The 26,514-nt window shown below is 29.3% G+C and carries 28 protein-coding genes and 1 tRNA gene; 12 read left to right on the forward strand and 17 right to left on the reverse strand.

Annotated elements, in window-relative coordinates; genetic code table 11:
• Positions 1-6 precede the first annotated feature (6 nt).
• Positions 7-972: a hypothetical protein gene (locus B3792_RS13285; protein ID WP_291069843.1), complete on the forward strand. Its 966-nt coding sequence runs from the start codon at positions 7-9 to the stop codon at positions 970-972.
• A 2-nt stretch (positions 973-974) separates the two neighbouring features.
• A complete protein-coding gene (locus B3792_RS13290; protein WP_038334051.1) occupies positions 975-1,202 on the forward strand; it encodes a YHS domain-containing protein in 228 nt (75 codons plus the stop codon).
• A gap of 71 nt (positions 1,203-1,273) precedes the next feature.
• On the opposite strand, the gene B3792_RS13295 is transcribed toward B3792_RS13290, so the two are convergent.
• The 7 genes from B3792_RS13295 to B3792_RS13325 form a co-directional block, all read right to left on the reverse strand.
• Positions 1,274-1,582 carry a thioredoxin family protein gene (locus B3792_RS13295; RefSeq protein ID WP_291069845.1) on the reverse strand — a complete coding sequence of 103 codons (309 nt, stop codon included), beginning with the start codon at positions 1,580-1,582 and terminating at the stop codon, positions 1,274-1,276.
• A gap of 24 nt (positions 1,583-1,606) precedes the next feature.
• The gene (locus B3792_RS13300; protein ID WP_280062497.1) at positions 1,607-1,876 is read right to left on the reverse strand and encodes a rhodanese-like domain-containing protein; all 270 of its coding nucleotides are present in this window, start codon (positions 1,874-1,876) and stop codon (positions 1,607-1,609) included.
• A 25-nt stretch (positions 1,877-1,901) separates the two neighbouring features.
• Positions 1,902-3,296 carry an MBL fold metallo-hydrolase gene (locus tag B3792_RS13305; protein ID WP_280062498.1) on the reverse strand — a complete coding sequence of 465 codons (1,395 nt, stop codon included), beginning with the start codon at positions 3,294-3,296 and terminating at the stop codon, positions 1,902-1,904.
• Between the two features lie 114 nt (positions 3,297-3,410).
• Positions 3,411-4,328: a YeiH family protein gene (locus tag B3792_RS13310; RefSeq protein ID WP_280062499.1), complete on the reverse strand. Its 918-nt coding sequence runs from the start codon at positions 4,326-4,328 to the stop codon at positions 3,411-3,413.
• 170 nt (positions 4,329-4,498) lie between these two features.
• Complete coding sequence (locus B3792_RS13315) at positions 4,499-5,128, reverse strand: Crp/Fnr family transcriptional regulator (RefSeq protein WP_291066400.1); 630 nt, start codon at positions 5,126-5,128, stop codon at positions 4,499-4,501.
• A gap of 2 nt (positions 5,129-5,130) precedes the next feature.
• Positions 5,131-5,544, reverse strand: coding sequence for a YeeE/YedE family protein (locus B3792_RS13320; protein WP_135836085.1), 414 nt, complete (start codon positions 5,542-5,544; stop codon positions 5,131-5,133).
• 4 nt (positions 5,545-5,548) lie between these two features.
• Positions 5,549-6,097 carry a YeeE/YedE family protein gene (locus tag B3792_RS13325; protein ID WP_038334022.1) on the reverse strand — a complete coding sequence of 183 codons (549 nt, stop codon included), beginning with the start codon at positions 6,095-6,097 and terminating at the stop codon, positions 5,549-5,551.
• A 128-nt stretch (positions 6,098-6,225) separates the two neighbouring features.
• Between B3792_RS13325 and B3792_RS13330 the strand changes: the two genes are divergently transcribed.
• Both B3792_RS13330 and lysA read left to right on the forward strand, forming a co-directional pair.
• Positions 6,226-7,359: an MBL fold metallo-hydrolase gene (locus tag B3792_RS13330; RefSeq protein ID WP_291069848.1), complete on the forward strand. Its 1,134-nt coding sequence runs from the start codon at positions 6,226-6,228 to the stop codon at positions 7,357-7,359.
• A gap of 162 nt (positions 7,360-7,521) precedes the next feature.
• Positions 7,522-8,733: a diaminopimelate decarboxylase gene (lysA, locus tag B3792_RS13335; RefSeq protein WP_180906035.1), complete on the forward strand. Its 1,212-nt coding sequence runs from the start codon at positions 7,522-7,524 to the stop codon at positions 8,731-8,733.
• A gap of 163 nt (positions 8,734-8,896) precedes the next feature.
• Here the strand turns inward: lysA and B3792_RS13340 are convergent, their stop codons facing one another.
• Positions 8,897-9,133, reverse strand: coding sequence for a hypothetical protein (locus B3792_RS13340; protein ID WP_219034542.1), 237 nt, complete (start codon positions 9,131-9,133; stop codon positions 8,897-8,899).
• A gap of 253 nt (positions 9,134-9,386) precedes the next feature.
• Here B3792_RS13340 and B3792_RS13345 point away from each other — a divergent pair, with 253 nt between their 5' ends.
• Complete coding sequence (locus B3792_RS13345; protein WP_219034543.1) at positions 9,387-9,767, forward strand: hypothetical protein; 381 nt, start codon at positions 9,387-9,389, stop codon at positions 9,765-9,767.
• On the opposite strand, the gene B3792_RS13350 is transcribed toward B3792_RS13345, so the two are convergent.
• From B3792_RS13350 to B3792_RS13365, 4 genes are all read right to left on the reverse strand, one after another.
• The gene (locus B3792_RS13350; RefSeq protein WP_286479341.1) at positions 9,754-10,449 is read right to left on the reverse strand and encodes a potassium channel family protein; all 696 of its coding nucleotides are present in this window, start codon (positions 10,447-10,449) and stop codon (positions 9,754-9,756) included. The genes B3792_RS13345 and B3792_RS13350 overlap by 14 nt on opposite strands.
• Positions 10,450-10,458: 9 nt before the next feature.
• On the reverse strand, positions 10,459-11,931 hold the full coding sequence (locus tag B3792_RS13355) for a TrkH family potassium uptake protein (protein WP_291069851.1): 1,473 nt from the start codon (positions 11,929-11,931) through the stop codon (positions 10,459-10,461).
• 353 nt (positions 11,932-12,284) lie between these two features.
• Entirely contained in the window at positions 12,285-13,460 is a 1,176-nt protein-coding gene (locus B3792_RS13360; protein WP_291069853.1) for an MFS transporter, read from the reverse strand.
• 41 nt (positions 13,461-13,501) lie between these two features.
• A complete protein-coding gene (locus tag B3792_RS13365) occupies positions 13,502-13,924 on the reverse strand; it encodes a GNAT family N-acetyltransferase (RefSeq protein WP_291069855.1) in 423 nt (140 codons plus the stop codon).
• A 177-nt stretch (positions 13,925-14,101) separates the two neighbouring features.
• On the opposite strand from B3792_RS13365, the gene B3792_RS13370 reads away from it, so the two are divergent.
• Positions 14,102-14,186, forward strand: a tRNA-Ser gene (locus B3792_RS13370).
• Between the two features lie 257 nt (positions 14,187-14,443).
• On the opposite strand, the gene B3792_RS13375 is transcribed toward B3792_RS13370, so the two are convergent.
• The 5 genes from B3792_RS13375 to B3792_RS13395 all read right to left on the reverse strand — a co-directional run bounded on the left by B3792_RS13375 (position 14,444) and on the right by B3792_RS13395 (position 21,424).
• Positions 14,444-15,313 (reverse strand): glycerophosphodiester phosphodiesterase family protein, encoded by an 870-nt coding sequence (locus B3792_RS13375; RefSeq protein ID WP_291069857.1) that lies wholly within the window; start codon positions 15,311-15,313, stop codon positions 14,444-14,446.
• Between the two features lie 21 nt (positions 15,314-15,334).
• Positions 15,335-16,741, reverse strand: coding sequence for a RagB/SusD family nutrient uptake outer membrane protein (locus B3792_RS13380; RefSeq protein WP_291069859.1), 1,407 nt, complete (start codon positions 16,739-16,741; stop codon positions 15,335-15,337).
• A gap of 11 nt (positions 16,742-16,752) precedes the next feature.
• Positions 16,753-19,962: a SusC/RagA family TonB-linked outer membrane protein gene (locus B3792_RS13385; protein ID WP_291069861.1), complete on the reverse strand. Its 3,210-nt coding sequence runs from the start codon at positions 19,960-19,962 to the stop codon at positions 16,753-16,755.
• Positions 19,963-20,041: 79 nt separating this feature from the next.
• Positions 20,042-20,869: a FecR family protein gene (locus tag B3792_RS13390; protein WP_291069863.1), complete on the reverse strand. Its 828-nt coding sequence runs from the start codon at positions 20,867-20,869 to the stop codon at positions 20,042-20,044.
• Between the two features lie 90 nt (positions 20,870-20,959).
• Positions 20,960-21,424, reverse strand: a complete 465-nt coding sequence (locus tag B3792_RS13395) for a sigma-70 family RNA polymerase sigma factor (RefSeq protein WP_291069865.1) — start codon at positions 21,422-21,424, stop codon at positions 20,960-20,962.
• A gap of 359 nt (positions 21,425-21,783) precedes the next feature.
• Here B3792_RS13395 and B3792_RS13400 point away from each other — a divergent pair, with 359 nt between their 5' ends.
• The 6 genes from B3792_RS13400 (at position 21,784) to B3792_RS13425 (ending at position 26,434) form a co-directional block, all read left to right on the forward strand.
• Positions 21,784-22,053 (forward strand): hypothetical protein, encoded by a 270-nt coding sequence (locus B3792_RS13400; RefSeq protein ID WP_291069867.1) that lies wholly within the window; start codon positions 21,784-21,786, stop codon positions 22,051-22,053.
• Position 22,054: 1 nt separating this feature from the next.
• Positions 22,055-23,377, forward strand: a complete 1,323-nt coding sequence (locus tag B3792_RS13405; protein WP_291069869.1) for a DUF3987 domain-containing protein — start codon at positions 22,055-22,057, stop codon at positions 23,375-23,377.
• A gap of 109 nt (positions 23,378-23,486) precedes the next feature.
• On the forward strand, positions 23,487-24,368 hold the full coding sequence (locus B3792_RS13410; protein WP_291069871.1) for a DUF6371 domain-containing protein: 882 nt from the start codon (positions 23,487-23,489) through the stop codon (positions 24,366-24,368).
• A gap of 148 nt (positions 24,369-24,516) precedes the next feature.
• Positions 24,517-24,918 carry a hypothetical protein gene (locus B3792_RS13415; RefSeq protein ID WP_291069873.1) on the forward strand — a complete coding sequence of 134 codons (402 nt, stop codon included), beginning with the start codon at positions 24,517-24,519 and terminating at the stop codon, positions 24,916-24,918.
• Complete coding sequence (locus B3792_RS13420; protein ID WP_291069875.1) at positions 24,915-25,724, forward strand: relaxase/mobilization nuclease domain-containing protein; 810 nt, start codon at positions 24,915-24,917, stop codon at positions 25,722-25,724. The genes B3792_RS13415 and B3792_RS13420 overlap by 4 nt, the downstream gene beginning before the upstream one ends.
• On the forward strand, positions 25,721-26,434 hold the full coding sequence (locus B3792_RS13425; RefSeq protein ID WP_291069877.1) for a hypothetical protein: 714 nt from the start codon (positions 25,721-25,723) through the stop codon (positions 26,432-26,434). The genes B3792_RS13420 and B3792_RS13425 overlap by 4 nt, the downstream gene beginning before the upstream one ends.
• Positions 26,435-26,514: the final 80 nt, after the last annotated feature.

Genomic DNA, 26,514 nt, shown 5'->3' on the forward strand with positions numbered 1-26,514 from the left:
ATTAAAATGAAATTATTTATCAATTTATTTTTTGTTATATTATTTACTCCCATTTTATTATTTGCTCATACAGATAATGATTCTATTGTAATCTCTCATTTATATGATTTAGAATTAGATTGTGATGCTTGCGGTTGTTCTGCAACTTCAACCTCAAATGGAATTGAAAATCTTATAAATTCAAATTTCGTTGGGATTCGTTATCTACATCAATCTTATAAAACTAAAGAAGATGCTTTTTCTAATAAAAGAACACAAAAGCAACTGTTCAATACCATTCAATTATGGGCAAGAATTCCAATAAATAATAGAATTGACATCAATGCTAGTATTCCTTACCATTTTCATAATAAAGAAGGTAAAAACTCTTCTTCTATTTCTGGTATTGGAGATTTAAATATGATGGGAATAGTTAAAGTCATTAAATCAAACACAAGTTCTAATGAGCTAAAACATGGATTAAGTGCTGCAATAGGTTTAAAAATTCCAATCGCAAAATTTAATCAAGCAAATGCTGAAACAACCAATCCAAGTTTTCAATTAGGTACAGGAAGTTGGGATACTCAGTTTGCAATAAATTACCAATTAGCTTTTAAGAATTCGACTTTACAATTAGTAACAGACTACAACTTGAAAGGAGAGAATAAGAAGAAATACAAATTTGGAGATCAATGGAATCAATTAATTCAATTACAACATCTTTTCATTAACAATGAATTAAAATTACTTGGAAAAGTCGGTTTTCAAAACGAACTTTATTATAAAAATGAACAATTTGGGGAGACGATTCCAAAATCTAAGGGAAAAGCTCAATTTGCGAAATTAGGATTAGAAGCAGCTGCTCGAAAATTTAATTTTGGTATAGAATATTTTCAACCTATACTTTCTGATTTAAATTCGGGAGAAATCGAAGTAAAAAACAGAATAGGTTTCTTTTTTAATTACAATTTATTTCAATCTAAAAATCAATAACAATGAAAAAAATATTAACATTAACATTCTTCATCATCTCTTTTTCAATTTTTGCTCAACAAAAACTAAAAGTAAAAGTTGTAAACGAGAAAGATCCTATTTGTGGAATGAATACCGCACAATTCTTAACAGATACCGCAATTTATCAAAAGAAAATTTATGGTTTTTGTAGTAAAAGCTGTAAAGTTGAATTCAAAAAAAATCCAAAAAAATACGTGAAGAAAAAGTAAGAGAAAGAAAATAATTTGACAGTAGTTGCACTTGATTCTAAGAAGAATCATTAAGCAGCTACTGTCTTTTTTTATATCAAAAATTGTTTTACAATTTCCTGTAAATCATCTTCAAACTTTACTCCATAATGTTTCCAAAGTAGCTTTCCTTGATGAAAAAGCATCAAAGTTGGTACACCATTTACTTGATACATTGCATCAAATTGAATAGTACTTACTTTCTCTTTATCTACATCTATTTTTATAATTTCTACATTATCAGAAAATTTTTCTTTCAAATTTTCTAAAAACTGAAGTTGTAACTGACATGGAGCACACCAATTTGCATAAAAATCAATCAAATAAAAATTATTTCCTTGTATTTTATCCAATAAATCCATTTTAAAATTTAGATATTATTACACTTATTTTATTGTTTGCCAAGGACCGCCGTTTATTGCTTCAAATCCATTTTTATTTAAAATTGTTGCTGCTTGCGCACTACGAGCTCCACTTCTACAAACTGTTACAATTTTTTTGCTTGGTAATTCCTTTAATCTTACTTCTAATTCTTGCAACGGAATATTCACCGCACCTGCATGATGTCCCGCCAAAAACTCCGCTTTTGTACGAACATCCAACAATAAAGCACCTTCTTGTAGATAGTTCTCTACATTCGAATTTGATGTCAACATTTTTAAAATCCTTTTGAAAAACATATTATTTAACTAATGGTTTTTGATTCAATTTCCAGTCAGCAATTCCTCCACTATAATTTTCAACTTCAAAACCTTTCGATTCCAAAAAACTTTGTGCAATCGTTGCTCGATCTCCAGCTTGACAATGCAAAGCAATTTTTTTAATTGGATCTAATTCATTGTATCTTTTTGGTAAATAACCAACAAAAATATGCTTCGCTCCTTCAATATGACCTTCTTTAAATTCTGCTTCTCCTCTAACATCTAAAATCTGAACCTCATCATTTCCAATGTAATTTTCCATTGTATCTGCATCGATTAAAATAGAAGATTGTAAAGAACTAAAATTACTCAATATATCAGTTGGAGTAATATAACCATAGACATTATCCAAACCAATTCGCATCAATTTCCGTGTCATTTCTTCTACTTCATCCTCTTCTACAATCAATACAATTGGCTCTTGATAATTTACCATCCAACCCATCCATGTATTGAATGTTTTATTGTTTTGAATATTTAATGTTCCTGGTAAATGGAATTGAGAAAAATCTGTTTTGATACGCGCATCAATCACTTTCATTCCAAAATCTTTCGCTTTTTCAAATTCGATGTATGTTAATTTAGCCCATTTCGGAACTTCAATCAATAAAGGACGTTTTGTTTTATTCAGCTTTTTCATCATTGCAAAATAAGCTGGCGCTTCGGGTTGATCTGCCAACAAATAATCAACAAATCCTTTTTCATTCGAATCAAATTGCAACGCCCAATTTCTGATTTTCTCATAACCAACCGTTGTACTAGCTACAGCTCCCAAAGCTTTTCCGCAAGCAGAACCTGCTCCATGTGCTGGCCAAACTTGTAAATAATCTGGTAATGCTTGAAATTTTTTCAACGATTCAAACATCTGCTTCGCTCCTACTTCTTTAGTACCAATTAATCCTGCTGCTTCTTCTAATAAATCTGGACGACCAATATCTCCTACAAAAACAAAATCTCCAGTAAAAATCATAACTGGTTCTTTCGTCGCAGGCGTATCTGTCAACAAAAAACTAATACTTTCTGGCGTGTGACCTGGAGTATGCATCACCTCAAAAATTAGATTTCCAACTTCTATTTTATCGCCATTTTTTAATCCGACATGTTCAAAATCGTATTGCCAATCCTCTCCGCCTTCATCAGACAAATACATCTTCGCTCCTGTTACATAAGCCAACTCTTGGCTACCAGAAAGATAATCAGCATGAATATGTGTTTCGGCAATATGCGTAATTTTCAGCTTATTTTCTTCTGCTATTTTTAAGTATGTATCAATATCTCTTTTTGGATCGATTACAATTGCTTCTCCTTTTGCTTGACAACCTACAAGGTAACTTGAATGTGCCAATGACTTTTCAAAAATGTGTTGAAAAAACATATGATAATATTTTTATGGTTTAACCTTTTTCTAATTTGTTAAGCAAAGTTAAGTTGCTAAAAAACAATCGACAGTAACCAATGTTACAGACTTAAAATAGAGAGAATAAAGATTTTAAAAATAATTTAAAACCAAAACCAAAGATAAAATGGAGATAAAAATCCAAAGTAAAATTCCGTATGATAAGGTTTTAAAACCTGCTTGTTTGATGGATTGTAAGTTAATCAACGAGCCAATCATAAATAAAGCAACAATCATTAATTGTTTCGAAATTCCTTGTAAAATATGATAAACTTTTTCGCCTTGAGGAAAATAAGTAGCGATAAGCATTGTTGCTATAAAACCAATTATAAAATAAGGAAATTTGTAAGAAGAGTTCTCTTTTTTGTTGAAATAACCAATTAATAAAGCCAATGGAAAAATCCATAATGTTCGGCTCAATTTTACAGTTGTTGCAACTTCCAAAGCTTGCTCACCGTATTGTTTAGCAGCACCGACAACAGAACTTGTATCGTGAATTGCAATTGCAGACCACAAACCAAATTGGTATTGCGATAACTTAAAATAATGTCCAATAAATGGAAAAATCATTAATGCAATCGCATTCAACACAAACACAACTGCCATGGCAATGGTAATTTGATTGGCTTTTGGTTGTAAAACCGAAGAAATTGTAGCAATAGCACTTCCTCCACAAATAGCAGTTCCCGAAGTAATCAGCAGCGATGTATTCTTGTTGATTTTTAATAATCGGTAGAATACAAATCCTAATGTAAAAACACTTAATACAGAAATAAAAGTGAGAAAAAATCCATCTTTACTTACCGAAATAGCCTCGTGAAGATTCAAACCTAATCCTAAACCAATGATTGCTATATTCAATAATTTCTTTGAATATCGCTTTGAAATTTCCCCAAATTCATTCTGAAAAATTAAACCATAACCAATCCCTAAAAGTAACGCCACAGACGACTCTACAAAAGGAAAAAAAGTAAATAGCAACAATCCAAAATAAACTATACGGGCAATCATTTGTTTTATGAAATACAAAAACAAAAGTAATTGACCGTATCAAAATAGATTGTAACATTTGTTACAAATGAGATTATTTTTAGAAAAATTTTCTACTATAAGTTGTTTCAAATAAAAAAAAGAAGCTCAAAAACTGAGCTTCCTTTGTATATATTTTTTTAAATAATTTCTTACTTAATCGTGATTTCGTTTCGGTTTAGTTGAAGAAAACCTTCTTTTTCTAACGCTTTCAACAAACGAGAAATAACAACACGAGAAGTATTGAGCTCGTAAGCGATTTCTTGATGCGTTTTTACCACAACTTTGCCTTTGTTGATACTTGCGACATCCAACAGATATTTTTTCAAACGTTCGTTCATATCATTGAAAGCTAAATTGTCAATTGCTACCAACATTTCCTCCATTCTATTATTGTAACTATCAAAAATGAAACGTCTCCACGATGGATATTTTGCCAACCATTCGTCCATTTTTACAATCGGAATCATCACCAATTCTCCATCAGTTTCAGCAACAGCACGTATTTTACTCTGTTTATCACCTAAACAACAAGCCATCGTCATGGCACATGTATCACCTTTTTCGAGAAAATACAACAATAGTTCTCCTTCATCAAAATCTTCGCGCATAATCTTGATTGCACCACTCAAAAGAATTGGCATTCCTTTGATAAATTGGTTCAAATCAATCATTACATCATTCGCTTTGAAATCAACCAAAGATCCTAATTCATCAATTTCATTCAATAATTCATCTTCAAATTGATATGGATAAGTTGCTTCTATTTTCTCTTTTATCATGTTTAATGTGGGATTTTGTTTCTAATTTTTCCGTAAAGAAATGTACCGATTAATGCACCTACAATTGTAATTAAAATTGGATAAACTCCTGCGCCTAATAGTACAAATATTGGTCCAGGACAAGCGCCAACCAACGCCCAACCTAACCCGAAGAAAATTCCTCCGATCAAATAACGAGCTATTGATTTTGTTTTGGGCTGAATCACAATTTTTTCACCATCGATATCTTTTGCTTCCTTCTTTTTCATCCATTGTATTCCAATCAAACCGACAACCAAAGCCGAACCGATAAATCCGTACATGTGGAAAGATTGAAAATTGAACATTTCGAAAATGCGGAACCAAGAGGCTGTTTCTGCCTTGTACATGGTTACACCAAAGATAACACCTAATATGATATAAACTAAACTTCTCATGCGATTAAAAAATTAAAGGAAACAAAACGTGAACCATCAAAAGTCCACCGATAAAAAAGCCGATAACAGCAATTAATGAAGGTAACTGCAAATCACTTAAACCCGAAATCGCATGCCCAGATGTACAACCTCCTGCGTAGCGCGTTCCAAAACCAATTAACAATCCACCAACAAATAATAACGCAATATTTTTAACGGACATTGTTTCGAAAATTTCGGTTGGAGAATATGCTTTTCCTGCACTTTCGAATCCCATTGTATTCAATTTTGCAATTGTAGCATCTGAAATTTCAGGAATTTGATTATCTGATAAGAAATGTACCGAAACAAAACCTCCGATTACTGCGCCAACTAAGAATAATAAATTCCATTTTTGAGCTTTCCAATCAAACGAGAAAAAATCACATGATTTTCCTCCTCCCAAAGCAGAACAAATCGTTCTGAAATTTGAAGAAAATCCAAAACTTTTTCCGAAATAAATCAATAAAAGCATTACAATCGCAATTATTGGTCCGCCAATATACCATGGCCAAGGTTGTAAGATAAATTCCATTTTGTATTTTTTCTAAAACGTGTACAAAGTTGATAAATCTAAATTAAAATGAAAGTTACAAATGTTACAGTTTACTTAAGATATATTATTTCAAAATCAATCCAATAATTTTATAATTTTGACCATCAATGAAAAAAATCAATAAACGAAAAATTTTTAAACGAATGCTTTACTTCCTATTAGGCTTGATTGTAATTCTTGTAATTGCAACTTTTGCTATTCTACAAATGGATACTTTTGGTGCTGATGCAACTGGAAAACGATTGGAACGAATGAAACAATCGAAGTTGTACAAAGACGGACAATTTCAAAATATACATCATACGCCAGCTATGGCAGAAGGTTATAGTATGCAAAAAGAAATGATTTCGTTTTTATTTGGTGCGAAAAATCCAAAACTTAATCCAAAAGATTCTATTCCTCATATTCAAACAGATATCAAATCAATCGACAAAACCGAAAATGTGTTTATTTGGTTGGGACATTCATCTTATTATATTCAATTGGATGGTGTTAATTTCCTAATCGATCCTGTTTTTAGTGATTACGGTTCGCCTTTACCAATTTTCAATAAAGCGTTTAAAGGAGCAAATACGTATCACGCAAAAGATTTCCCAAAGATTGATTATTTGGTTATTTCACACGATCATTACGATCATTTGGATTATGAAACAGTGAAAGAATTACGTTCAAAAGTGGATAAAGTGATTCTTCCGCTTGGCGTTGGTGCGCATTTTGAGAAGTGGAATTATTCACCCGATCAATTAATCGAAGAAGAATGGAACACGAGTGTAGCTTTAAAAAATAACTTAAAAATAACTTTTACACCAGCTCGTCATTTTTCTGGTCGAAAATTTAAACGAAACACTACACTTTGGACTTCTTATGTATTGGAAACACCTACGCAAAAAATATTTTTGGGTGGTGACAGCGGTTATGATACGCATTTCAAAGAAATTGGAGAAAAATATGGTCCGTTTGATTTTGCGATTCTCGAAAATGGTCAATACAACGAAGCATGGAAATATATTCACGCTTTACCTACAGATTTGCCTGCAATTATCAATGATTTGAAAGCAAAACATATTATTCCTGTTCATGCTGCAAAATTTGCTTTGGCAAAACATGCTTGGGACGAACCTTTGGAGAAAATTATGACGAATGGTAAGCAAAATAAGCTCGATATTTTGACGCCTATGATTGGTGAACCACTAAATTTGAACGATTCTGTCTTCAACTTCAAAGAATGGTGGAGGGATTAAAACATTTATTCCCGAATAATATTCGAAATATTTTTTAAATCTTTAAACAATATTCGAAATTATTGATTTATAATAAGTTTATTCTGAATTATCTTCAGAAAACCATTTGTATTCCGTAATTTTGGCAACTGAAATTTAACTTTAAACAAAAAAATAAACAAAATGGAACTGAATAGAGAACGTCTATTGGAATTGGTGCAAAAATATGGTGCGCCCTTGTATGTATATGATGCGAACAAAATTAGATCGCAATATGAAAAGATGACAAATGCATTTTCTACAGTCAAACGTTTAAAGTTAAATTATGCATGTAAGGCGAACACAAATCTTAATCTTTTAAAGTATTTCAAATCACTTGGTTCAGGATTGGATACGGTTTCTATTCAAGAAGTAGAATTGGGATTAATGGCGGGTTTCAAGCCTAAAGAAATCATTTATACGCCAAATGGTGTTTCGTATGCTGAAATTAAAAAAGCAATTGATTTAGGTGTTCGCATCAATATCGATAACCTTTCTGTTTTAGAAACATTTGGTCAAGATTTTCCTAAATATCCAGTTTGTGTGCGTATTAATCCACATATTATGGCAGGTGGAAATGCAAATATTTCGGTTGGACATATTGATTCAAAATTCGGAATTTCTATTCACCAATTACCACATATCAAACGTGTTGTAGAAAATACAGGTTTACATTTGGACGGTGTTCATATGCACACAGGTTCTGATATTTTAGATATTGATGTTTTCTTGCAAGGAGCTGAAATTTTATTTGAAGTTGCAGCAGAATTCAAGAATTTATCTTACATCGATTTTGGATCAGGATTTAAAGTTCCTTACTATCCAGGCGCAGACGAAACAGATATTGAATATTTAGGAGAGCGTTTATCAGCTCGTTTCAATGAGTTCGAAAAAGCGTACGGAAAACCTTTGACATTAATGTTCGAGCCAGGAAAATATATGGTTTCGGAAGCAGGATCTTTCTTAGCAACTGTAAATGTTGTGAAACAAACAACTTCTACTGTTTTTGCAGGAATTGATACAGGTTTCAACCATCTAATTCGTCCAATGTTTTATAGTGCTCATCACGAAATTGAAAATATTTCAAATCCAGAAGGTCGTAGCCGTTATTACACAGTTGTGGGATATATTTGTGAAACAGATACGTTTGGATCGAATCGTAAAATAAATGAAATTAGCGAAGGAGATGTGTTGTGTTTCCACAATGCTGGAGCATATTGTTTCTCGATGGCTTCGAACTACAATTCGCGTTTCAAACCTGCGGAAGTCTTGTTAATTGACGATAAGGATTATTTAATTCGTCGTCGCGAAACAATTCAAGATTTAATCGCAACAACAGAGGATATAAAATTCTAAGCTCAGAATTTTTATATATTTTTATAGTATTTTAAAGCTCAATTCAAGGATTGGGCTTTTTTTATTTCCCTAATTTCAGTGGTTTACTAAAAAATATATCATGTATAACACTTCTTACTAAATTTTGTTCATATGTTTTTGAATCATCATATTCGTAAGGAATTCATTTCTCAACTGGCTTTAAAGGAGAAACATCTTGTTGTTGATTTGTATAATTTTTGATATAATCTTGCATCAATTCATTGTTCTTTTCAAGTGATAAATCTTGTGAATATTTAAAATCAAAATATCCAGATTGTTGAGCAAAATTCATCAACAATTTATTTTTTAAATTATCATTCTGAGCAACTTCTTGCGCAAAAAGAGCAATTGGAAAAAGAAAGAATAAAAGTGGTTTCATTATCAATCATTTACTTTTTTAAAGTTATGAAAATATTTTGAAGATATAATCTATCCAATTTTAAAAACTTTACAATGACATTCGTCTTATGCAATTCGAAATGAATTAAATACTTTTGCCTCAAAGTTAGTATATGGAAGAAAAAAAAGACAAACGAAGTACCTCTCAAAAATTAATAGACGATGCTTTCTTCCTATTTTTGATGATTCTTGGAGCTTTTTGTGTGTTAATAATTCTTGTTGTGGTCTAAAAAATGAAACTATTTGATACTTATTTTAGTTTCTATATTCTGAGTTGGATTTTCATCAAACTTACACGAATTTATTCCATAGAAATTGAGTATCTCAACCATTATTTGACAGATATTTTTGCCGTTCCTGCAATGACACATTTGGGAAGTTATATCATTTCGAAAGTAAAATACAACAATCAATTATATATTTACCCTACAAGTTATTTGGTCATTACAGCGTTCGTTCTCAGTTTTTTGTTAGAATTTCTTATGCCAAAATTTTCTTCAAATTACACAGCAGATATATTGGATGTTGTCTGCTATTTTATCGGAATTATTTTTTATTTAAAATTCCATAAGCCTTATCTCTTAAAAAATGAGCATAAGATTATTGAATATTAAATTTCTTCAAAAACTTATAAATCTCTTGATTTGCACCATAAATCACCAACACATCATCTTTGGTAATTACCGTATTAGATGACGGAAAACCTTGTACTTCTGGCACAATTTTATATTGACCCAAGAAACTTGCTTCTTCTTTATTTTTAATAATCGTCATTACCAAAATATTATGTTGCTTTTTGAATTGTATTTCATCAAACGTCTTTCCAACCAATTCATTTGGCGTCACCACCTCTATGATACTGTATTCTTTGTTCAATTCAAAAGAATCTACAACACCTTTTACATTTAGTTTTTTGGTCCAACGCTCCGCAGATTCAGCTTCGGGACGAATAATTTCTGACACTCCAATTGCTTGCAATACATTTTCATGCAATGAATTAATGGAACGACTAATCAAGCGTTTTACATTTTTATTTTTAAAAATAGCCGTCGCCATAATATTTGCGCCTTCATTTTCGCCAATACTCACAATTACAATATCGGTATTATTAAGCGGTAACTTGTTCATAGACAATTCGTCTGTTGCATCCAAACAAATGGTATAAGATAATTTATCTTTCAGAGCTTCAACACGTTGTATATTATTATCAACACCAATAATTTCGTGCCCAAGTTTCACCATTTTCTTTCCAAGCGCTGCTCCAAAATTTCCTAAACCTATAATTATTACTTTCATAATTTTCTTTTAAATTAAAATATCATCTGATGGATAACGATAATTTGACGAAACCGTTTTCTTGAAAAAAGCCATCAAAATTGTAATCATCGAAACACGACCAATAAACATCATTGTAATGACAACAATTTTACTAGGATCGGATAATGTTGGTGTTAAATTTAAAGATAAACCAACTGTTGAATATGCCGAAAAAGCTTCGAATGCAACATCAATGAGATGCAAATGATTATCAAATTTAGTAATCAAAAATATTCCTGTTCCAATCACTAAAAAAGATAATGTCATTGTTGCAAAAGCTTTCTGTACATTGATCGGATTTAATTCTCTTTTATAAATTTCAATCTTATTTTTTCCGCGTGCAATATTAATAAAATTAAGAATTGCAATAGCAAAAGTACTCGTTTTGATTCCACCTCCTGTCGAAGCTGGCGAAGCTCCAATCCACATCAATAAAATAACCAAAAGGATAGATGAGAATTGTAAATGAGAAAAATCCATATTATTAAAACCTGCTGTACGAGGCGTCATTGCGACAAATAAAGCCGAAATAAATTTACCAAAACCATGATGTGGACCTAATGTCAAATAATATTCTTCGAAGAATAAAATGATCGTAGAAATAATTAATATGACTAATGAAGTTATTAAATTTACTTTAGAACTTAACGAAAAAACCCAATTCTTACGATTATTCTTGTTGTGAATAATTTTTGAGATTAATTTTCGAATTAAATAATCCACATAACGCAAAATATTAATCAAGATAGGAAAACCTATTCCTCCTAAAAAAATCAAAGTGATTAGAACTGACTGAAAACCATAATTGTGTACAAATCCTTTGTTCATCAAACCGTTGGGCAAAGTCGAAAAACCAGCGTTACAAAAAGCCGAAACCGAATGAAAGATACTGAAAAATAATTTGTCTACAATACTAATATTATATGGTGCAATCGAAATATAAATTAAAGCCGCACCTACTAATTCGATTCCAAAAGTTAAATAAATAATCTTTTTTACAAACGAAAAAACTTCACTCAAAGAATCATTATTAGCAATACTTCCCAAGGCAATTTGATTCTCATAAGAGCTATTTCCTTTGAAAAAATAAGCAATATATCCGGCAAAAGTCAAAATTCCTAAACCTCCTGCTTGAATGAGTAACATCAAAATAAAATGACCAACTGGCGTGTACGTGACATAGGTATCAACAGACGTTAAACCCGTTACACAAACGGCGCTTGTAGACGTGAACAATGCATCTAGAAAAGAAATTGGATGATAAGTTGCTTTTGGTAACATCAATAAACACGCTCCTCCAAAAACTAAAATAAAAAAACTGAAAATAAATAATTGGGGAGGAGTAATTACAGAACGTTTGAAATTAAGGTTAGGTGTAGCAATTTCTCTTACTAATTTTAAAACAATAGCAAATTGCAAATATTTGCTGACAAAAAACCAACTATAATCGGTTATTTGCATTTTAATGCAATAAAGAATAAATAGTATACTTACTATATCAAAAATGATGACTCGCGGAATAATTTTTTCTTTAAAATAAACATATTTAAGTATTGTTCTTAAAATTCCGACAGATAGTAGAATGATAAAAAAAATGTTTATATAAAGTTTATACTCAACAGGAAATCCAAATCCAAACATTACCAATAATGCTATAATAGCTAATGTGTACGATATTGAAAGGATTACGTTAAAAAACTTATTGTTTACTAAAATTCGAAACATATTTGTTTCATAATAATTAAAAAGGCAAATTTATAATTATGTATACTTCTTACAAGTTAATCATTACTTTTTTTTTGAAAAGCTATAAATTAGTTATTAATGTTTTTAAAGATTTTCATTCTACCAACCATAAAAACCATAATCAATCCAAAGCAAGCAAATAACGCATAAGAATATCTCAAATCAAAAGCTTCAGCAATATAACCAATCAGTGGTGGTCCCATTAAAAATCCTAAAAAAGAGATACTCGAAACCATTGCCAATGCAACGCCTGGATTTACATTTTTGTTTTTTCCCGCTACACTATAAACTGTCGGAACATTACACGCAACACCCAATCCAACCATCATAAATGCAATTGTACACACAATAAATTGAGGAAAAAATACTGAAAGCATCAAACCAGAAAACATCAAAATTCCACTAATTTGCATCACGCGTTGTTTTCCATATTTACTGATAAAATAATCACCAACGAAACGTCCTGTTGCCATCATTACCATAAACGAAGCATAACCAACGACAACCAAATTTTGAGGTGCTTTTACGATATCTTGGAAATAAACACCACTCCAATCGAACATCGCACCTTCTGTTGCCATGCTTAGAAAACCTATAATTCCTAGTTGAACCAAAACAGTATCTGGTTTTGAAAAAATAGATTTCTTTTCCTTCGCTGGAGTTGATGTAGAATCGACTAAATATTTTTTATTAATGAACCAGCTCAAAATAATTAAGCCATAAATAATCACAAAATGATAAAATGTATTCACATGCAAATTCATCATCAATAAACCAATCAAAGCACCTGTAAAAACAGCTATACTCCACGCGCCATGAAAAGAGGACATAATCGATTTTCCATATATTTTTTCGACTTCAACTCCTTGCGTATTCACCGAAATATTACACATGTTTCCTATTACTCCAAAGAAAAACAATACAGCGCCTAATTGATAAAAATTTTGAGCCAAACCTATACAACAAAGTATCAATGGATAAATTAATACGACAATTCGTAAGACATTTTTACTTCCAAATTTCGCGACTAATTTTCCTGAAAGCGCCATTGTACACAACTGTCCAATCGGCATTAACAACAATAAAGTTCCTAATTGTCCTTCAGAAATTCCTAAATCTGATTTAATCGTCGGAATACGACTTGCCCAAGACGAAAAAGCTAAACCTTGCGAAAAAAAGAAGAGCGAAACAGCGAATCGAATGCGATTTTTTTGAGTTGATGATAATTCTGTTGATGAATGCATGGCTAAAAAATATGCGACAAAGTTAAGCTTCTCTCCCGAAATTATAAACTCAAATGCAAAATAGGATAAGCTTTTCCCTCGTTATCTTTTTCAGAACGAGAAGTAACCTTAAAACCTTGGCTTAAATAAAAATCAATCGCTTGCTGATTTTGTTCATTCACATCAACCAATTTCACATTCAATTCCTGAATAGAAAAATCTAATAAAGTCTTCCCTACTCCTTTTCTTCGAAAATCATTGTGAATAAATAACATTTCAAGATTTTGTGCTGCAACACCTACAAATCCTACCAATTGATTTTCAATTTCGTAACCGAATAAGGCTACATGCGGAAAATAATTAGGTAAATTTTCTCTATAATATTCAAAATCTTCTTCTGCTAAAAAATGGTGTGTGTTACTAACCGAACTTTCCCAAATGTCTCTCAATCTCGCAAAATCTACTTCTTCAATTCTTCTAATCATGACTAAAATTAATTACAACAAAGATATAAACGACTCTTTTCAAAAAAAAGAATAAAAAATATTCTATTGAGAATCATTTTGTTAAAAATTATTTTAAAAATAATTGATTTCAGAGTTTGGAAAAACGAAAAAGCGTTCTATATTTGCACTCGCAATACCGCAATACACTGCGTTATTGGAGAGTTGGCAGAGTGGTCGAATGCGGCAGTCTTGAAAACTGTTGAGGGTCACACCTCCGGGGGTTCGAATCCCTCACTCTCCGCTAATAAAGCCCTAAACACTTATGTTTAGGGCTTTATTATTTTTGGTTGCTAGCCAAGTTGCTAGAATTTCTATCTATTAATATCATCCTTCACTACTTTAATTCTAATAATTTTATAACTTTTTATTACTTCATAGACTAAAAATCTATAACTTGTAGTGTAATCTTATTAAGATTTTCTGTAGAAACTAAAAAAGTCGAAAACATATAGTTTTCGACTTTATAGTAAAACATTTAACACTGATGAAGAATACAATCTAAAACTTCATATTATTTTTTCTCAAAAAAAGAATTAATTCATTTGGGCGATCTGTTTGAATTACGTTGACATTATTATCTATATACCATTGATAAATATTGGGGTTATCTAAAGCTTTATTATCTTCATGTCCAGCATTATGTTGTGGCCAAAGCGAATTAACCCAAACTTTAATTTTTTGATCTTTAATTTTCTTAAAATCAATCATATTTTTTTCGTCATTACCTATAGTAAATTCAAATCCATATATTTTATAATTCTTAATATATTCATTTATTTTATCCCAACTTTCATTTTTATTTAAACGAATGATTGGCATGAAATGAATTTCATTTTTGATTGAAGAATATTTTGCATCAAATTCTTTATAAGACTCAACTCCTTTGAATAAAACTTGGTCAAACATTTTACGTTTTTTTAGCAAAGGATAAACTAAACTGATATAATCAAATCCTTTATCTAAATTAATCAGAATTTTACCATTTGTAACATCTAAAACCTCTTCTAAAGTAGGAATTTTCATATCCGTAACAACTCCTAATCCGTCTCTTAAATTTAATTTACTAATTTCTTCATACGTATAATCAATTGGTTTGCCTTTACCTGAAGTTGTACGATCAATTGTTGTATCATGCATTAAAATTAGAACACTATCTTTTGTTAATGCTAAGTCGATTTCTACCATATCCACACCTTTTTCAATGGCTTTTTTTATAGCCCATATAGAATTTTCAGGAGCTTCTCTCCAATCAGCTCTATGAGCTACAACCATTACTTTATTATCAGGAAATTTTGATAATGAGATAGATTGACAAAAAGTAATAATTGGTAAAAAAAACAGTATCAGATAGATATATAATTTATTCATTGTTTTGAGATTTTTTTATAATTAATAACCAGGATTTTGTTTAATTGCTGGATCTGTATTTACTTGGCTTTGAGGAATTGGCATTAATAAATTGTTAGCTTTTATAATCGCTGTCCCATAACCAGGAGTATTTGCTAAATGCTTTGTCATAGTTTCGATAGCTTTGCCTGTTCGCACTAAATCAAACCATCTATGTCCTTCACCAACTAATTCTTTTCTTCTTTCTAATTCAATTTCATTCAATAAATCATTTTTAATAGTTAAATTGACTGAGGGAATACTTGCTCGTGTTTTAATTTTATTGAGATAAATATTTGCATTTGAAAAATCATTCGAATTAGCATAACATTCTGCTAGTAATAAATAAATATCTGCTAATCTTAATACTACAACATTACTACCTCCATCAGCTACATCATTTGATGTTTTTTGTAGTTTTTTTGTATAAAGAACATTATTATTAGTCTTACCAATAAATGCATCTCTTCGTTTGTCATTCATACTAAAAAGCTCGTAGATTTCTTTAGTAGGCAAATTATGTCCTTTTGCGCCAGAAACAAATCCAGAAGGCATAAACATTTGATACGCAGTACTACCTTCTGTATTACCATTAAGTCCTGAAGTAAATTGAACATCAAAAATAATCTCTGAATTATTCTTATTCGCTACATCAAATATTTTATTAGGATCTGTTTGTAATTCATAACCTAAAGCTTCAATTTCTTTCAAGTATGGTAGAGCTTCATTATATTTATTTTGAGTAATTAATACTTTTGCTAAGATTCCTAAAGCCGCTCCTTTTGTAACTTTACCTTTTTGAGAAGCAACAATAGGTAAATTAGTAAGTGAATTTTTAAGTTCAGTTTCAATAAATTGATAGACTTCTTGTAGCGAAGTTCTTCCTTGTCCAAAAAACTCATTTACATTAGTTGTTTCTTTTGTGACAAGTGGCACATCTCCAAAAATTCGAACAAGATTAAAATACATCATTGCACGTAAGAATCGCAACTCTGCTTTTGTCTCATTCTTTGATTTCTCATCCATATCTACAACTTTATCTATACGATTTAAAACGATATTTGCTTGTTGGATTCCTACATAATTATCTTTCCAGGTATTTGCGATTAAAGAGTTATTAGGTTGTATGGTAAAAAAATCTAATTCCCCATATGTAAAACCATCATTTGCAGGAACTTCATCATATGTATTATCAGAAGTAATTTCACCAATTGTTAACATAGCTAGTTCATACTGACCTTTGTATTGTAATGACGCATAAACTGCATTTAAACCTTGTTTTATTTGAGCAGCATCTTTATAAAATTCTGGTGTAACTTTAGAACTATCTGGAGAAGTATCTAATAAATCAGAAGAACAAGATTGTAATACACAACCTGCTATAAAAAGAGTTATAATTATTTTTTTCATTGTAGTTTTTATTAAAATTTCATGTTCATTCCAAAAGAGAATACTTTATTTCCTGGATAGTAACCACTATCATATCCTTGTGTTAATACATTATTTGTATTTGCATCAAGATTTAGACCTTTATAAGAAGTAATTGTAAGTAAATTATTTCCTAAGAAATAAATTTGTGTAGAAGCTATATTAAGTTTAGATAATAGATTTTTCGGTAAGTTATAAGCTAATTTTATTGATCGTAATCGAACATAATCAGCATCTTTAAAGAATAAATTTGAAGTACGTGCTTCCTTTCTATTATTAGAAAAATTCATATTTGGCATTGCAAAAAATCCATCAGGATTTGTTGTTGCATTGTATCTATTATCAAAATAATATTGAGAAGCCATCCCAAATCCTTCACCAGATTCTAATGTATTTACCATATCTCCATTGTATACTTTTCTCCCTAATTCACTATATAAAGTGAAATTTAACTCCCAATTATTAAGCTTAAAACTATTGTTAAATGCTAAAATGTATTTTGGAATTCCTGAACCGAAACTTTTTTTATCATCTTGATCTATTTTTCCATCATTATTCAAATCTTGCATAATGTAATCACCAATCATAGTTCCATTAATATGTGGTGAATTATCAATTTCTTGTTGTGTCTTGTAAATTCCTGTAATGTTGTAGCCATACATTTCAGCAATAGGACTTCCAACTTTTGTTACAGAAAAATTATTTGAACCTGTTGTAATTTTTTCTTGTCCATTTGCTAATGCTAAAACTTTATTTTTGTTTGTTGAAAAATTCAAGCTTCCATTATAAGTAAAATCATTACTAATATTTATTGTTTTTGTAGCGATTTGAATTTCTAAACCATTATTCCTTAGTTTTCCAATATTTTGCAAAGAAGTTGTATAGCCAGACTGTTGCGGAACAGGGACATCTAAAAGTAATCCTTCACGATTAAGAACATAATAATCTGCTGATATATTAATAAACTTTCTGAATAATGAGAAATCTATACCGAAGTTATTTGATAATGATTTTTCCCAAGAAATATCTGGATTTGGTGCTGTTGAAGATATATATCCAGGAGCTAAGTTTCCTCCAAATACATAGTTATCCTGAACCATTAATGATAAAGAACCAAAGTTTGGAATTTGATTATTTCCATTACTTCCGTAGCTATATCTAAATTTAATTGGATTTATAAAGTTATTTTTTGGAAAGAAGTTTTCATTAGAAATTGTCCAACCTAATGAGAAAGCATAAAAATTACCCCATTTTGAATTAGCTCCAAAACGAGATGATCCATCTCTTCTCAAAGAAGCCATAACATTGTATTTATTTTTATAATCATATGCGAGACGTCCAAAGTAGGAAATTAACGTCCATTTAAATTGGTCTACATCTGTTTTGAATGATGTACCTCCTGCAATATTTGGAATGCTATTATCAGGAAATCCTGTTGCACTTATTTTTACATAATTTCTATCTTCTTGTTGAAAAGATTGTCCTAACAATGTGTTGAAATTATGTTGTCCAATTCTTTTGTCAAAAGTCAATAAATTCTCTACAATATAATTTTTTGTAATATAATCTACTCTATTTGCAACAGTAACATCTGGTGCTGCAGTTCTATAAGAGCCTACATTTGAAGGGTCAAAAAAATTGTATTCATAATTAGTATAATCTCCTCCGATAGAAAGTTTATACTTTATATCTTTTAACACTTCTAACTCACCATATATATTTCCAAAAGTTTTAAAAAGAGTATAATGTCGTTTTGTCATTTCTGCAATTGCAACAGGATTTTCTACCAAAGCTCCATCTGTAGCTGTATTGTCTTTTATCTGTTGAGAAATAATTAAATTTCCTTTACTATCTCGTGGTGCAAAAAAAGGATACATCGTAGTAGCCATTTGTACTAAGTTGTATGTTCTTCCTCCTCCTTCCATATCAAGTGTATCACCATTCGAGTACATTGGATTAATAGAAAAGCCTATTTTTAATTTATCGTTTATTTGAGTAATTAAATTGATATTACTTGAAAATTTTTCGTAATCTGTTCCTATTATTATTCCTTTCTGATTAAGATAACTTCCTGTAAAAGAATATTTACTTTTTTCATTACCTCCTGTAATAGAAAGTGAAGTTTGGCTAACTGATGCCTTTCTAAAAATTGTATTTAACCAATCTGTATCAATTAAACCAGCTTCTTTATTGAGATAAGGAGTTAAGTAATCTGGAATTAATTCTCGTAAAGTAGCTCCTTTACTTTTGCGAGTAGCTGTATCGTCATTAATACTCCTTCCTTTACCTTTTGATAAATAATTATTATCTCTAGCTTCCTTCAAGAAAGTAGCCATATCATATGCATTGACTAATTTTGTATTATCATTTCGCATCTGGATACCATAATACGTATCCAACGTAATCTCCATTTTTCCTTGTTTACCTTGCTTAGTTTGTATTAAAATGACACCATTAGCTCCACGCGAGCCATAGATTGTAGAAGAAGCGGCATCTTTTAAAATATCAATGGTTTCGATAGAATTGGGATCAATCGAATTTAAGTTTGTTCCTTCTGTTAAAGGAAAACCATCTACAACAATTAATGGATTAGAACCAGCAGTTAAAGTTCCAATACCACGAATTCGTATTGTTGGTGATGAGCCAGGAGAGGCATTTGATTGTGAAACTTGTATTCCTGTTGCTTTACCAGCTATCATTTCACCAAAATTTCCAGATACTATATCTTTTGTATCTTTTTGATTAATTGAAGAAATAGATCCTGAAATATTTTTTCGTTCTTGTTTACCATATCCAACCACAACAACTTCTTTAACTTCAATTTCCTGATCAAAATCTTCAATTTTCTGTTTTTCATCAGTAGTTTGTTCTTGTTTTTGGGTAAAATCATTCTTTGAAATACGTTTGATAATTACTGTATTATTTTGAATTGAATAATCAATAGGATAATTATTCTTTAAAAAATCTAATGTCTCATCTAATGATTTATAATTAATTTTTTTATCATCAACCATTATATCTTCTAAGTCAGTAACTGAATAAAAGAATTGTGTTTTTGTAGTAGTTTTTAGCTTTTCTAATACTTTTGGTAAAGGAATTTGCTGTACAACAACATCTTCAGTTTTAGTAAGTGTTGCTGCGTAAGTGATTGTGTGATTGCACAAAAATCCCAATACAGCAATGCAAATTGCAGTTTTTTTCATAGTTTTGAAAAATAAATTGTTTAATTCTTACGAGTTTTGTTCAGTTTATTGCATCGGTAACCCCCATTATCGATGCTTTTTATTTTAATCTTATCTTATGTTCTTTTGTTTTTTCTATTTTTAAATTAAAAGGATAACTCACAATTGTTAAAATATCTTCTAAATTTCCTTCAAATTCACCATTTATTTTATTGTCTTTAAATTGAATTGGATACTTTATTTCAGTATTATATCTTTTTTCTAACTGCTTAATAACTTCGTCATATGTTTTATTTTCAAATGAATATTTGCTTTTAGCTATAGGCTTTAAGTAATGATAATTTTTATGAGATGAATTATTAATCCAAATTTCGTTAGGTAATAAAATAATATGTTGATTGTTATAGTTAATACTCACTTTTCCTTCTAATAAATCAACCTTACTTTCAGATTCAGATTGATTTAAATAAAATTTAGTTCCCAATACTTGAACTTTGAATCCATTTGTAATCACATTGAATGGCTTTGTTTTATCTTTAGCAATATCAAAATATCCACTCCCTTTAATACTTATAGTTCTATTCTTAACACCAAAGTCATTGTTAATTGTTAGTTTACTATTTGGATCAAGTTTTATTTTACTTCCATCAGATAATTGAAATGTTTTAACAAATGTTGTTGTTTCATAATACAATTCATTTTGTTGTATGTTACCACTTTGTTTAGAAAAATTAATAAAATAATAAAGAACAACTAATAACGGCAGTATAACGGCAGCTATACGTAACCAATTAAAGTTAGATTTATTCTTTAATTCAATTTCTTCTGATATCTTTTTCCAAATTCGATCATCTGTTTCTTTATTTATTTTTTTATTTTCATCAGATACAGTTTTCCAATTTTCATCAAAATCTTTATTCAATTTCATTTTATTATAATTACGCAAGAAGTTAAAAACGGCAACCTAAATGTTAATTCGTTAATATTAAGTTAACATATATTTTTAAGAAGAATGTTTTTATAAGTTAGCTTTCAAGTAAAAAATAGCTTTTTTTACGTGTTTCTCAACTGCTGTTTTTGATAAATTATTTTCTTTAGCAATTTTAGAATAGCTTATTTGTTCAATTCTATTTTTAATAAAAAAATCTCTAGTTTTATCAGGTAATTGTTCTAATAAACGCGATGCCTTTGTGAATTTTTGAGGATCAATTTCTTCAACAATATTATCATCGTCTATAATATCGTTCTCAATAAAAGAAAATTGTAGTTTATTCCTTCTATAGAAATTTGCTATTTCTTGTTTTGAAGTTTTAAAAATAATAGCCTCAAAATTTTCAGTTGTTAGATTAGATTGGTGCTTCCAAACATGAATGAAAATATCTTGTACTATATCTTCGATGTCTTGTTCATTCGAAATGTATTTTTTTACAAAGTAGTATACTTTGTGTTTGTAATCATCATATATTTTTTTGAACTGATTCATGTAGAGTTATGCATATTACCAAGTTGCACAAAAATATTAAATCAAATAATGACATACATTAAGCAGATGTTATGTTTATAGAATAATTTTTAAAAGTTTCTACATTGATTTACATGTAATATTAAAAGAAAACTTTATCAAGTTTGTATCTAATTTGCAGAATATCTATTATTTAAGGAAAATAAAAATTCCAAAATATTCAATTTCCTATTGATAAAATAAGAAATTTTCTTTTTTTATAAAGAATAATTAATTGATTATCATTTAAATATAATTTGGAATTTGTTTGGAATCTAAAAAAATAGAAAAACCTGAAATCGAACATAAATTGTGATTGTAAAATTTTAAAAATATAAAATATGAACAATCCATTCGAACCTTTGGTAGATCTTCTGACCAAAATTGATCAGAAACTTGATCGTCTCAATCTTAAAACAAAAGAAGAGCCTGAAAAGAATTATACAGTAGAAGAAGTTGCTATTAAATTACGCCTTACACCTCAATCAATAAGAAAGAAAATTCACTTAGGTATTATAAAAGCTAATACGAATACTAAACCGTTTCTAATACCTCATAGTTCTATTTATGATGAAAACAATCGATTAATTAACTTTAAATACTTAAGATAGTATGGAGAGTAGTCAAAGTAGACGAGTTTTAAGGGAATTGCATGTAGATCATAGAAACTTGTATGGGAAAAATATTTTTCCATTGGAAATATTCCCACCAATAGTACAGGAATTGATTTTAGAATTGAAACAAACAATGAATTTTCCAATTGATTATTCAAGTTCTGCAATTTTATATGCTGTATCAGTAGCTATTGGTAATAAAGTTCAATTGAAAGTTAAAAATGGCTGGATCGAGAAGTCCATTATTTTTATTGTTTTAGTAGGAAGAACTGGAGATATTAAAAGTCATTCGATTTCATTTTTTTTAAATGAATTATTCAAAATAGATCAAAAGAACAATTTTGAATTTCAGCAAAGAAAAAGAGAATACGACAAGATGACTCCTGAAAAAAAAGGTGATTCTATAGCTCCAATATTAACTCAGTTGTTATTGAATGACTTTACGACAGAAGCTTTAATTAAATCTCATTATAACAATCCAAGAGGAGTTGGATTATATTCTGATGAAATTGCAGGTTTTTTGAAATCGTTTAATAAATATCATGGAGGTTCAGGAGACGAGGAGTTGTATTTAAGTTTATGGGCAGGGAAACCTATTGTAAAAAATCGATCAGGTGGAGATGAATTTAGGATTGATGATACTAAAATTGATATTATTGGTAGTATTCAGGAAGCTATATTAGAAACTACTTTTAAAAATTCTAAAATGAAGAATGGTTTTATTGATCGATTTTTATTTTCATTTCCTCATCAATATGTCAATAATAAATGGAATGATAGAGAATTGAATCAGTCTACAATTGATTGGTACTCTAATTTTATTAATAAAATATATACTGACGCAAACGAGAATGATGTTCTTTTAGAATTTGATGATCAAGCTAAATTTCATCTTTATAAATGGCAAAATTCAGATAAAATGATATTTGATTTCGAATACCAAAGAGGAGTAGCTGTTAAGCTTCAACAATATGTACTAAGATTTTCAATTGTTCTTGAAGTGATTAATTCTTTTTGTGAAGAAAAATCATTGTCCAAAATTGATATTGATACTGTGAAATCAGCAATAAAACTTAGAGATTATTTTTTTGAAACTGCTCTTAAAGTATTTGAGAAAATCGATTCTAATTATTATGAAACCTTGACTGAAATTCAAAAAAAGGTTTTTGATACACTTCCTAATACTTTTAAAACAGGAGAAGCAATAAAAATAATTTGTAAGTCTAATTTAATGAAAGAACAAAGTTTAAAAAGTTTTCTAAATGATCGTATATTATTTAGAAAAGTCGGTCACGGCTTGTATGAAAAGCAGATTATTTAATTTTTACGATACACTTTTTGCATTTTATACATTATAATTTATAAATGATTAGAATACTGAATTTTAAAATATAAAATAAGTGCATTTAGAATGCAATTGATGCAATGTTATGAAAAATATATACAGATATACACTAGATAAATCTTCAAGAAAACTTATTTGTCCTAAATGTCAAAAGAAAACATTTGTAGGTATGATAGATAATGAAACAGGCGAGTTTTTATCAAATTTTGGACGCTGTGATCGGGAAGTGAAATGCTCATATAAAATTTATCCATCTAACAATTCTTTTACGAACAATCAAGAAATTGATAATCAGAAAATCGAATTAAAACCTAGTTTTCATTCAATAGATTTGGTTAATAATTCTTTTGGTCTTGACAATAATTTATTGAATTACTTCGAGTCTGTTTTCGGAAAATTACTTTGTGATAAGATTCAAAAAACATATAAAATAGGAACTTGTAAAGAGTTCAAAAATGGAACTATTTTTTGGCAAATTGATAATCAAAATCAAATCAGAGGTGGTAAAATAATTTGGTATAATGAAAATGGAAAACGGACAAAAAACATAAACTGGATTCATTCTATTATGATTAAAAATAACATCATAAATGAGTTTAATTTGAATCAATGTTTATTCGGATTACATCTTATTAATGAATACAAAAGTAATGTCATCGCTTTAGTTGAAAGCGAAAAAACTGCGTGTATTATGAGTATAGTTTTTCCTGAATTTTTATGGTTAGCATGTGGAGCAAAAAATGAATTTAAATTTCAAAAATTACTTCCTATAAAACATCGAAAAATAGTTGCTTACCCTGATTGTGAGATTCAAAAAAATGGATCAACAACATATGATGAATGGAATGAAAAAGCTACTAATTTGAATAAAGAAGGTTTTAATATCACTGTTTCAAATTTATTAGAAAAACTAAGTTCAGCTTCTCAAAAAACGGATGGTGTCGATTTAGCAGATTTCTTTATGTAGGCGAAAAATATTATCGGAGTCTATAGGTCAAGTAGTGGTCGCCGGCGACAATTTTTACAAAATTGCACCTTTACAACCTCTACTTGGTTTGCTCCTGACGTCGACAAACATTAAAAATCAAAGATTTTTTTAACCAAAAACTAAACGTATGGAAAATAATTTTTTAAATGATTTACAAAAATGGAATGACGAAAGTCTACGAAATAATGAAGGAAATAATTCTAAAAATAAAACAAAAGAAAAAGAGTATTTAACCGAAAGATTGAATGTAAGATTAACAAAATCTGAACTAGAAATGCTTAAACAAAAATCAACTTTAACAGGTGAGAGTATTGCAAAATTAATCCGATTAGGGATTAAAAATGTAGAAGGTTTTAAGATCATTTTACCAAATGCAGAAGAGAATAAAATACTCATTGAGTATCGAACAAATTTTTCAAGAATTAAGAATCATTTTGAATCTCAACTATGGAATAAATCTGAACGAGAATTTTATAAAAAGCTTTTAGAAAATACAATTTTTAAGATTGATAAATACTTACAAAAATGAGTTTTACAGCTAAAATTAAATCAGTTAAAGGAAGTTTGGCTGCAAGCAATTATAAAGCAAATATAGAAAAAGGTGCTGAGCTTTTACAAGCAAGTAATTTAACAGGTGAAACTGTAAAAGAGCGTTTTGAAGAAAAGCAATTGGTTGCTAAAATGAATTTAAAAGTTTCAAAACCATTTATTGAAGCTGTTTTTTCTCCGCATAAATCAGTCTCGAAAAATTGGACAAAAGAGGATTGGATAAGTCATGTTGATGAGTTTTGTAGAAGAATTGGAATACCTGATGATGTTCAACTTGAATATTATATTCACAGAAATACAGCAACTCCGCATGTTCATATCTCGGCAAACCGATTAAATATGATTGGAAAAAATGTTATTCCAGATAGTTTTATTGGAAAAAAAGCTGAAATAGTTTGTGATAAAATGGCTAAGCAAAGAAATCTTCCTACAGCAAAAGATATGGGTAAAATCGAAAAAGAAAATATAAAAAATGCAATTATTAGTTCTAAAACGATTGCAACTTCATGGGATGATTTTATTAGTAAAATGTTTACTCAAGGATACTACTTTGAATTAAGCAAAAATGTAAATGGAATTAATGGTGCTCGTATTTGCAATCTAGAAGATATTGAAACTAAAAATCTTCATAATTACAAATTAGACAAGCAGAAAGGATATAAATTATCTCAAATCGATCGAAAATTGAAAGTTACTGATATTGAAAATCAGTTACTAAAAAACACAAATTTATTTGATTTAAAACAACAAAAAAGTGAAAATAATCAACCAAAAATTAAACGATGAGTGAAAGTAATAATGTAACAAAAAATCCTTTAGAACTAGCTTTAGAAGCTTTTTTGAATGGAACAGATAAAATTGAACTAACAAAAATTGAATTAAATAATTTACTTGAAAATATCCAAATTCAACAACAAAAACTAAATAAATTAGAAACAAATCTCTCTCAAGAGACGAAAGAAATTCATTCGATATTTTCAAATAATTTAAATTTATATCAAAATATTAACAACAAAGTTTCTAATAACTTTGATAATTCTTTAAAAGAATATCAAGCTCATTTTTTGAATTCAATTATGGATTTAAAAGAAGCAAAATTAAATTTAGATAATTCTGATAGAAAGGTTTTAGAAAATGCAGAAATTCAAATTACCAAATACAGAAAGCTTTCTTATTATGTTTTTGGAGTTATATTTTTGCTCCTATTTACTACAATACTAAGTGGATATTTTTCTACAAATTTTTATAAAACAAGTGTTTTAACTAAAACTGAAGCTCGAAACGAATTTTTAAATCAATTGAAACTTAACAATCAAACGATAGTTGATAAAAATAAATTAAATGCCCTTAAAAATGAACGAGAAATTGTAAATATTTGGATGAATGAAAACCCTAATGATAAAAAAAGTTATATCATTTCTAGAAATGCAATTATTAAGTCAAATTATAATAAAGCTTTTTTTAATGATTTTAGTTCTGAGGAAATTAGAAAATAAATATACAATCCCTTAATAATAAAAAGGGATTGTAAATTATTTGATAAATAATTATTTCCGACACTGTACCAAAAACTGTG

It is taken from the genome of Empedobacter sp. UBA5924 (genome assembly GCF_002431085.1).
Classification (GTDB): Bacteria; Bacteroidota; Bacteroidia; order Flavobacteriales; family Weeksellaceae; genus Empedobacter; species Empedobacter falsenii_B.

Excerpts from the sequence above, each read along its gene's own strand:
- B3792_RS13285 (WP_291069843.1), top strand. The coding sequence starts at position 7 with ATGAAATTATTTATCAATTTATTTTTTGTTATATTATTTACTCCCATT.
- B3792_RS13290 (WP_038334051.1), top strand. The coding sequence starts at position 975 with ATGAAAAAAATATTAACATTAACATTCTTCATCATCTCTTTTTCAATT.
- B3792_RS13295 (WP_291069845.1), bottom strand. The coding sequence starts at position 1,582 with ATGGATTTATTGGATAAAATACAAGGAAATAATTTTTATTTGATTGAT.
- B3792_RS13300 (WP_280062497.1), bottom strand. The coding sequence starts at position 1,876 with ATGTTGACATCAAATTCGAATGTAGAGAACTATCTACAAGAAGGTGCT.
- B3792_RS13305 (WP_280062498.1), bottom strand. The coding sequence starts at position 3,296 with ATGTTTTTTCAACACATTTTTGAAAAGTCATTGGCACATTCAAGTTAC.
- B3792_RS13310 (WP_280062499.1), bottom strand. The coding sequence starts at position 4,328 with ATGATTGCCCGTATAGTTTATTTTGGATTGTTGCTATTTACTTTTTTT.
- B3792_RS13315 (WP_291066400.1), bottom strand. The coding sequence starts at position 5,128 with ATGATAAAAGAGAAAATAGAAGCAACTTATCCATATCAATTTGAAGAT.
- B3792_RS13320 (WP_135836085.1), bottom strand. The coding sequence starts at position 5,544 with ATGAGAAGTTTAGTTTATATCATATTAGGTGTTATCTTTGGTGTAACC.
- B3792_RS13325 (WP_038334022.1), bottom strand. The coding sequence starts at position 6,097 with ATGGAATTTATCTTACAACCTTGGCCATGGTATATTGGCGGACCAATA.
- B3792_RS13330 (WP_291069848.1), top strand. The coding sequence starts at position 6,226 with ATGAAAAAAATCAATAAACGAAAAATTTTTAAACGAATGCTTTACTTC.
- lysA (WP_180906035.1), top strand. The coding sequence starts at position 7,522 with ATGGAACTGAATAGAGAACGTCTATTGGAATTGGTGCAAAAATATGGT.
- B3792_RS13340 (WP_219034542.1), bottom strand. The coding sequence starts at position 9,133 with ATGAAACCACTTTTATTCTTTCTTTTTCCAATTGCTCTTTTTGCGCAA.
- B3792_RS13345 (WP_219034543.1), top strand. The coding sequence starts at position 9,387 with ATGAAACTATTTGATACTTATTTTAGTTTCTATATTCTGAGTTGGATT.
- B3792_RS13350 (WP_286479341.1), bottom strand. The coding sequence starts at position 10,449 with ATGAAAGTAATAATTATAGGTTTAGGAAATTTTGGAGCAGCGCTTGGA.
- B3792_RS13355 (WP_291069851.1), bottom strand. The coding sequence starts at position 11,931 with ATGCAAATAACCGATTATAGTTGGTTTTTTGTCAGCAAATATTTGCAA.
- B3792_RS13360 (WP_291069853.1), bottom strand. The coding sequence starts at position 13,460 with ATGCATTCATCAACAGAATTATCATCAACTCAAAAAAATCGCATTCGA.
- B3792_RS13365 (WP_291069855.1), bottom strand. The coding sequence starts at position 13,924 with ATGATTAGAAGAATTGAAGAAGTAGATTTTGCGAGATTGAGAGACATT.
- B3792_RS13375 (WP_291069857.1), bottom strand. The coding sequence starts at position 15,313 with ATGAATAAATTATATATCTATCTGATACTGTTTTTTTTACCAATTATT.
- B3792_RS13380 (WP_291069859.1), bottom strand. The coding sequence starts at position 16,741 with ATGAAAAAAATAATTATAACTCTTTTTATAGCAGGTTGTGTATTACAA.
- B3792_RS13385 (WP_291069861.1), bottom strand. The coding sequence starts at position 19,962 with ATGAAAAAAACTGCAATTTGCATTGCTGTATTGGGATTTTTGTGCAAT.
- B3792_RS13390 (WP_291069863.1), bottom strand. The coding sequence starts at position 20,869 with ATGAAATTGAATAAAGATTTTGATGAAAATTGGAAAACTGTATCTGAT.
- B3792_RS13395 (WP_291069865.1), bottom strand. The coding sequence starts at position 21,424 with ATGAATCAGTTCAAAAAAATATATGATGATTACAAACACAAAGTATAC.
- B3792_RS13400 (WP_291069867.1), top strand. The coding sequence starts at position 21,784 with ATGAACAATCCATTCGAACCTTTGGTAGATCTTCTGACCAAAATTGAT.
- B3792_RS13405 (WP_291069869.1), top strand. The coding sequence starts at position 22,055 with ATGGAGAGTAGTCAAAGTAGACGAGTTTTAAGGGAATTGCATGTAGAT.
- B3792_RS13410 (WP_291069871.1), top strand. The coding sequence starts at position 23,487 with ATGAAAAATATATACAGATATACACTAGATAAATCTTCAAGAAAACTT.
- B3792_RS13415 (WP_291069873.1), top strand. The coding sequence starts at position 24,517 with ATGGAAAATAATTTTTTAAATGATTTACAAAAATGGAATGACGAAAGT.
- B3792_RS13420 (WP_291069875.1), top strand. The coding sequence starts at position 24,915 with ATGAGTTTTACAGCTAAAATTAAATCAGTTAAAGGAAGTTTGGCTGCA.
- B3792_RS13425 (WP_291069877.1), top strand. The coding sequence starts at position 25,721 with ATGAGTGAAAGTAATAATGTAACAAAAAATCCTTTAGAACTAGCTTTA.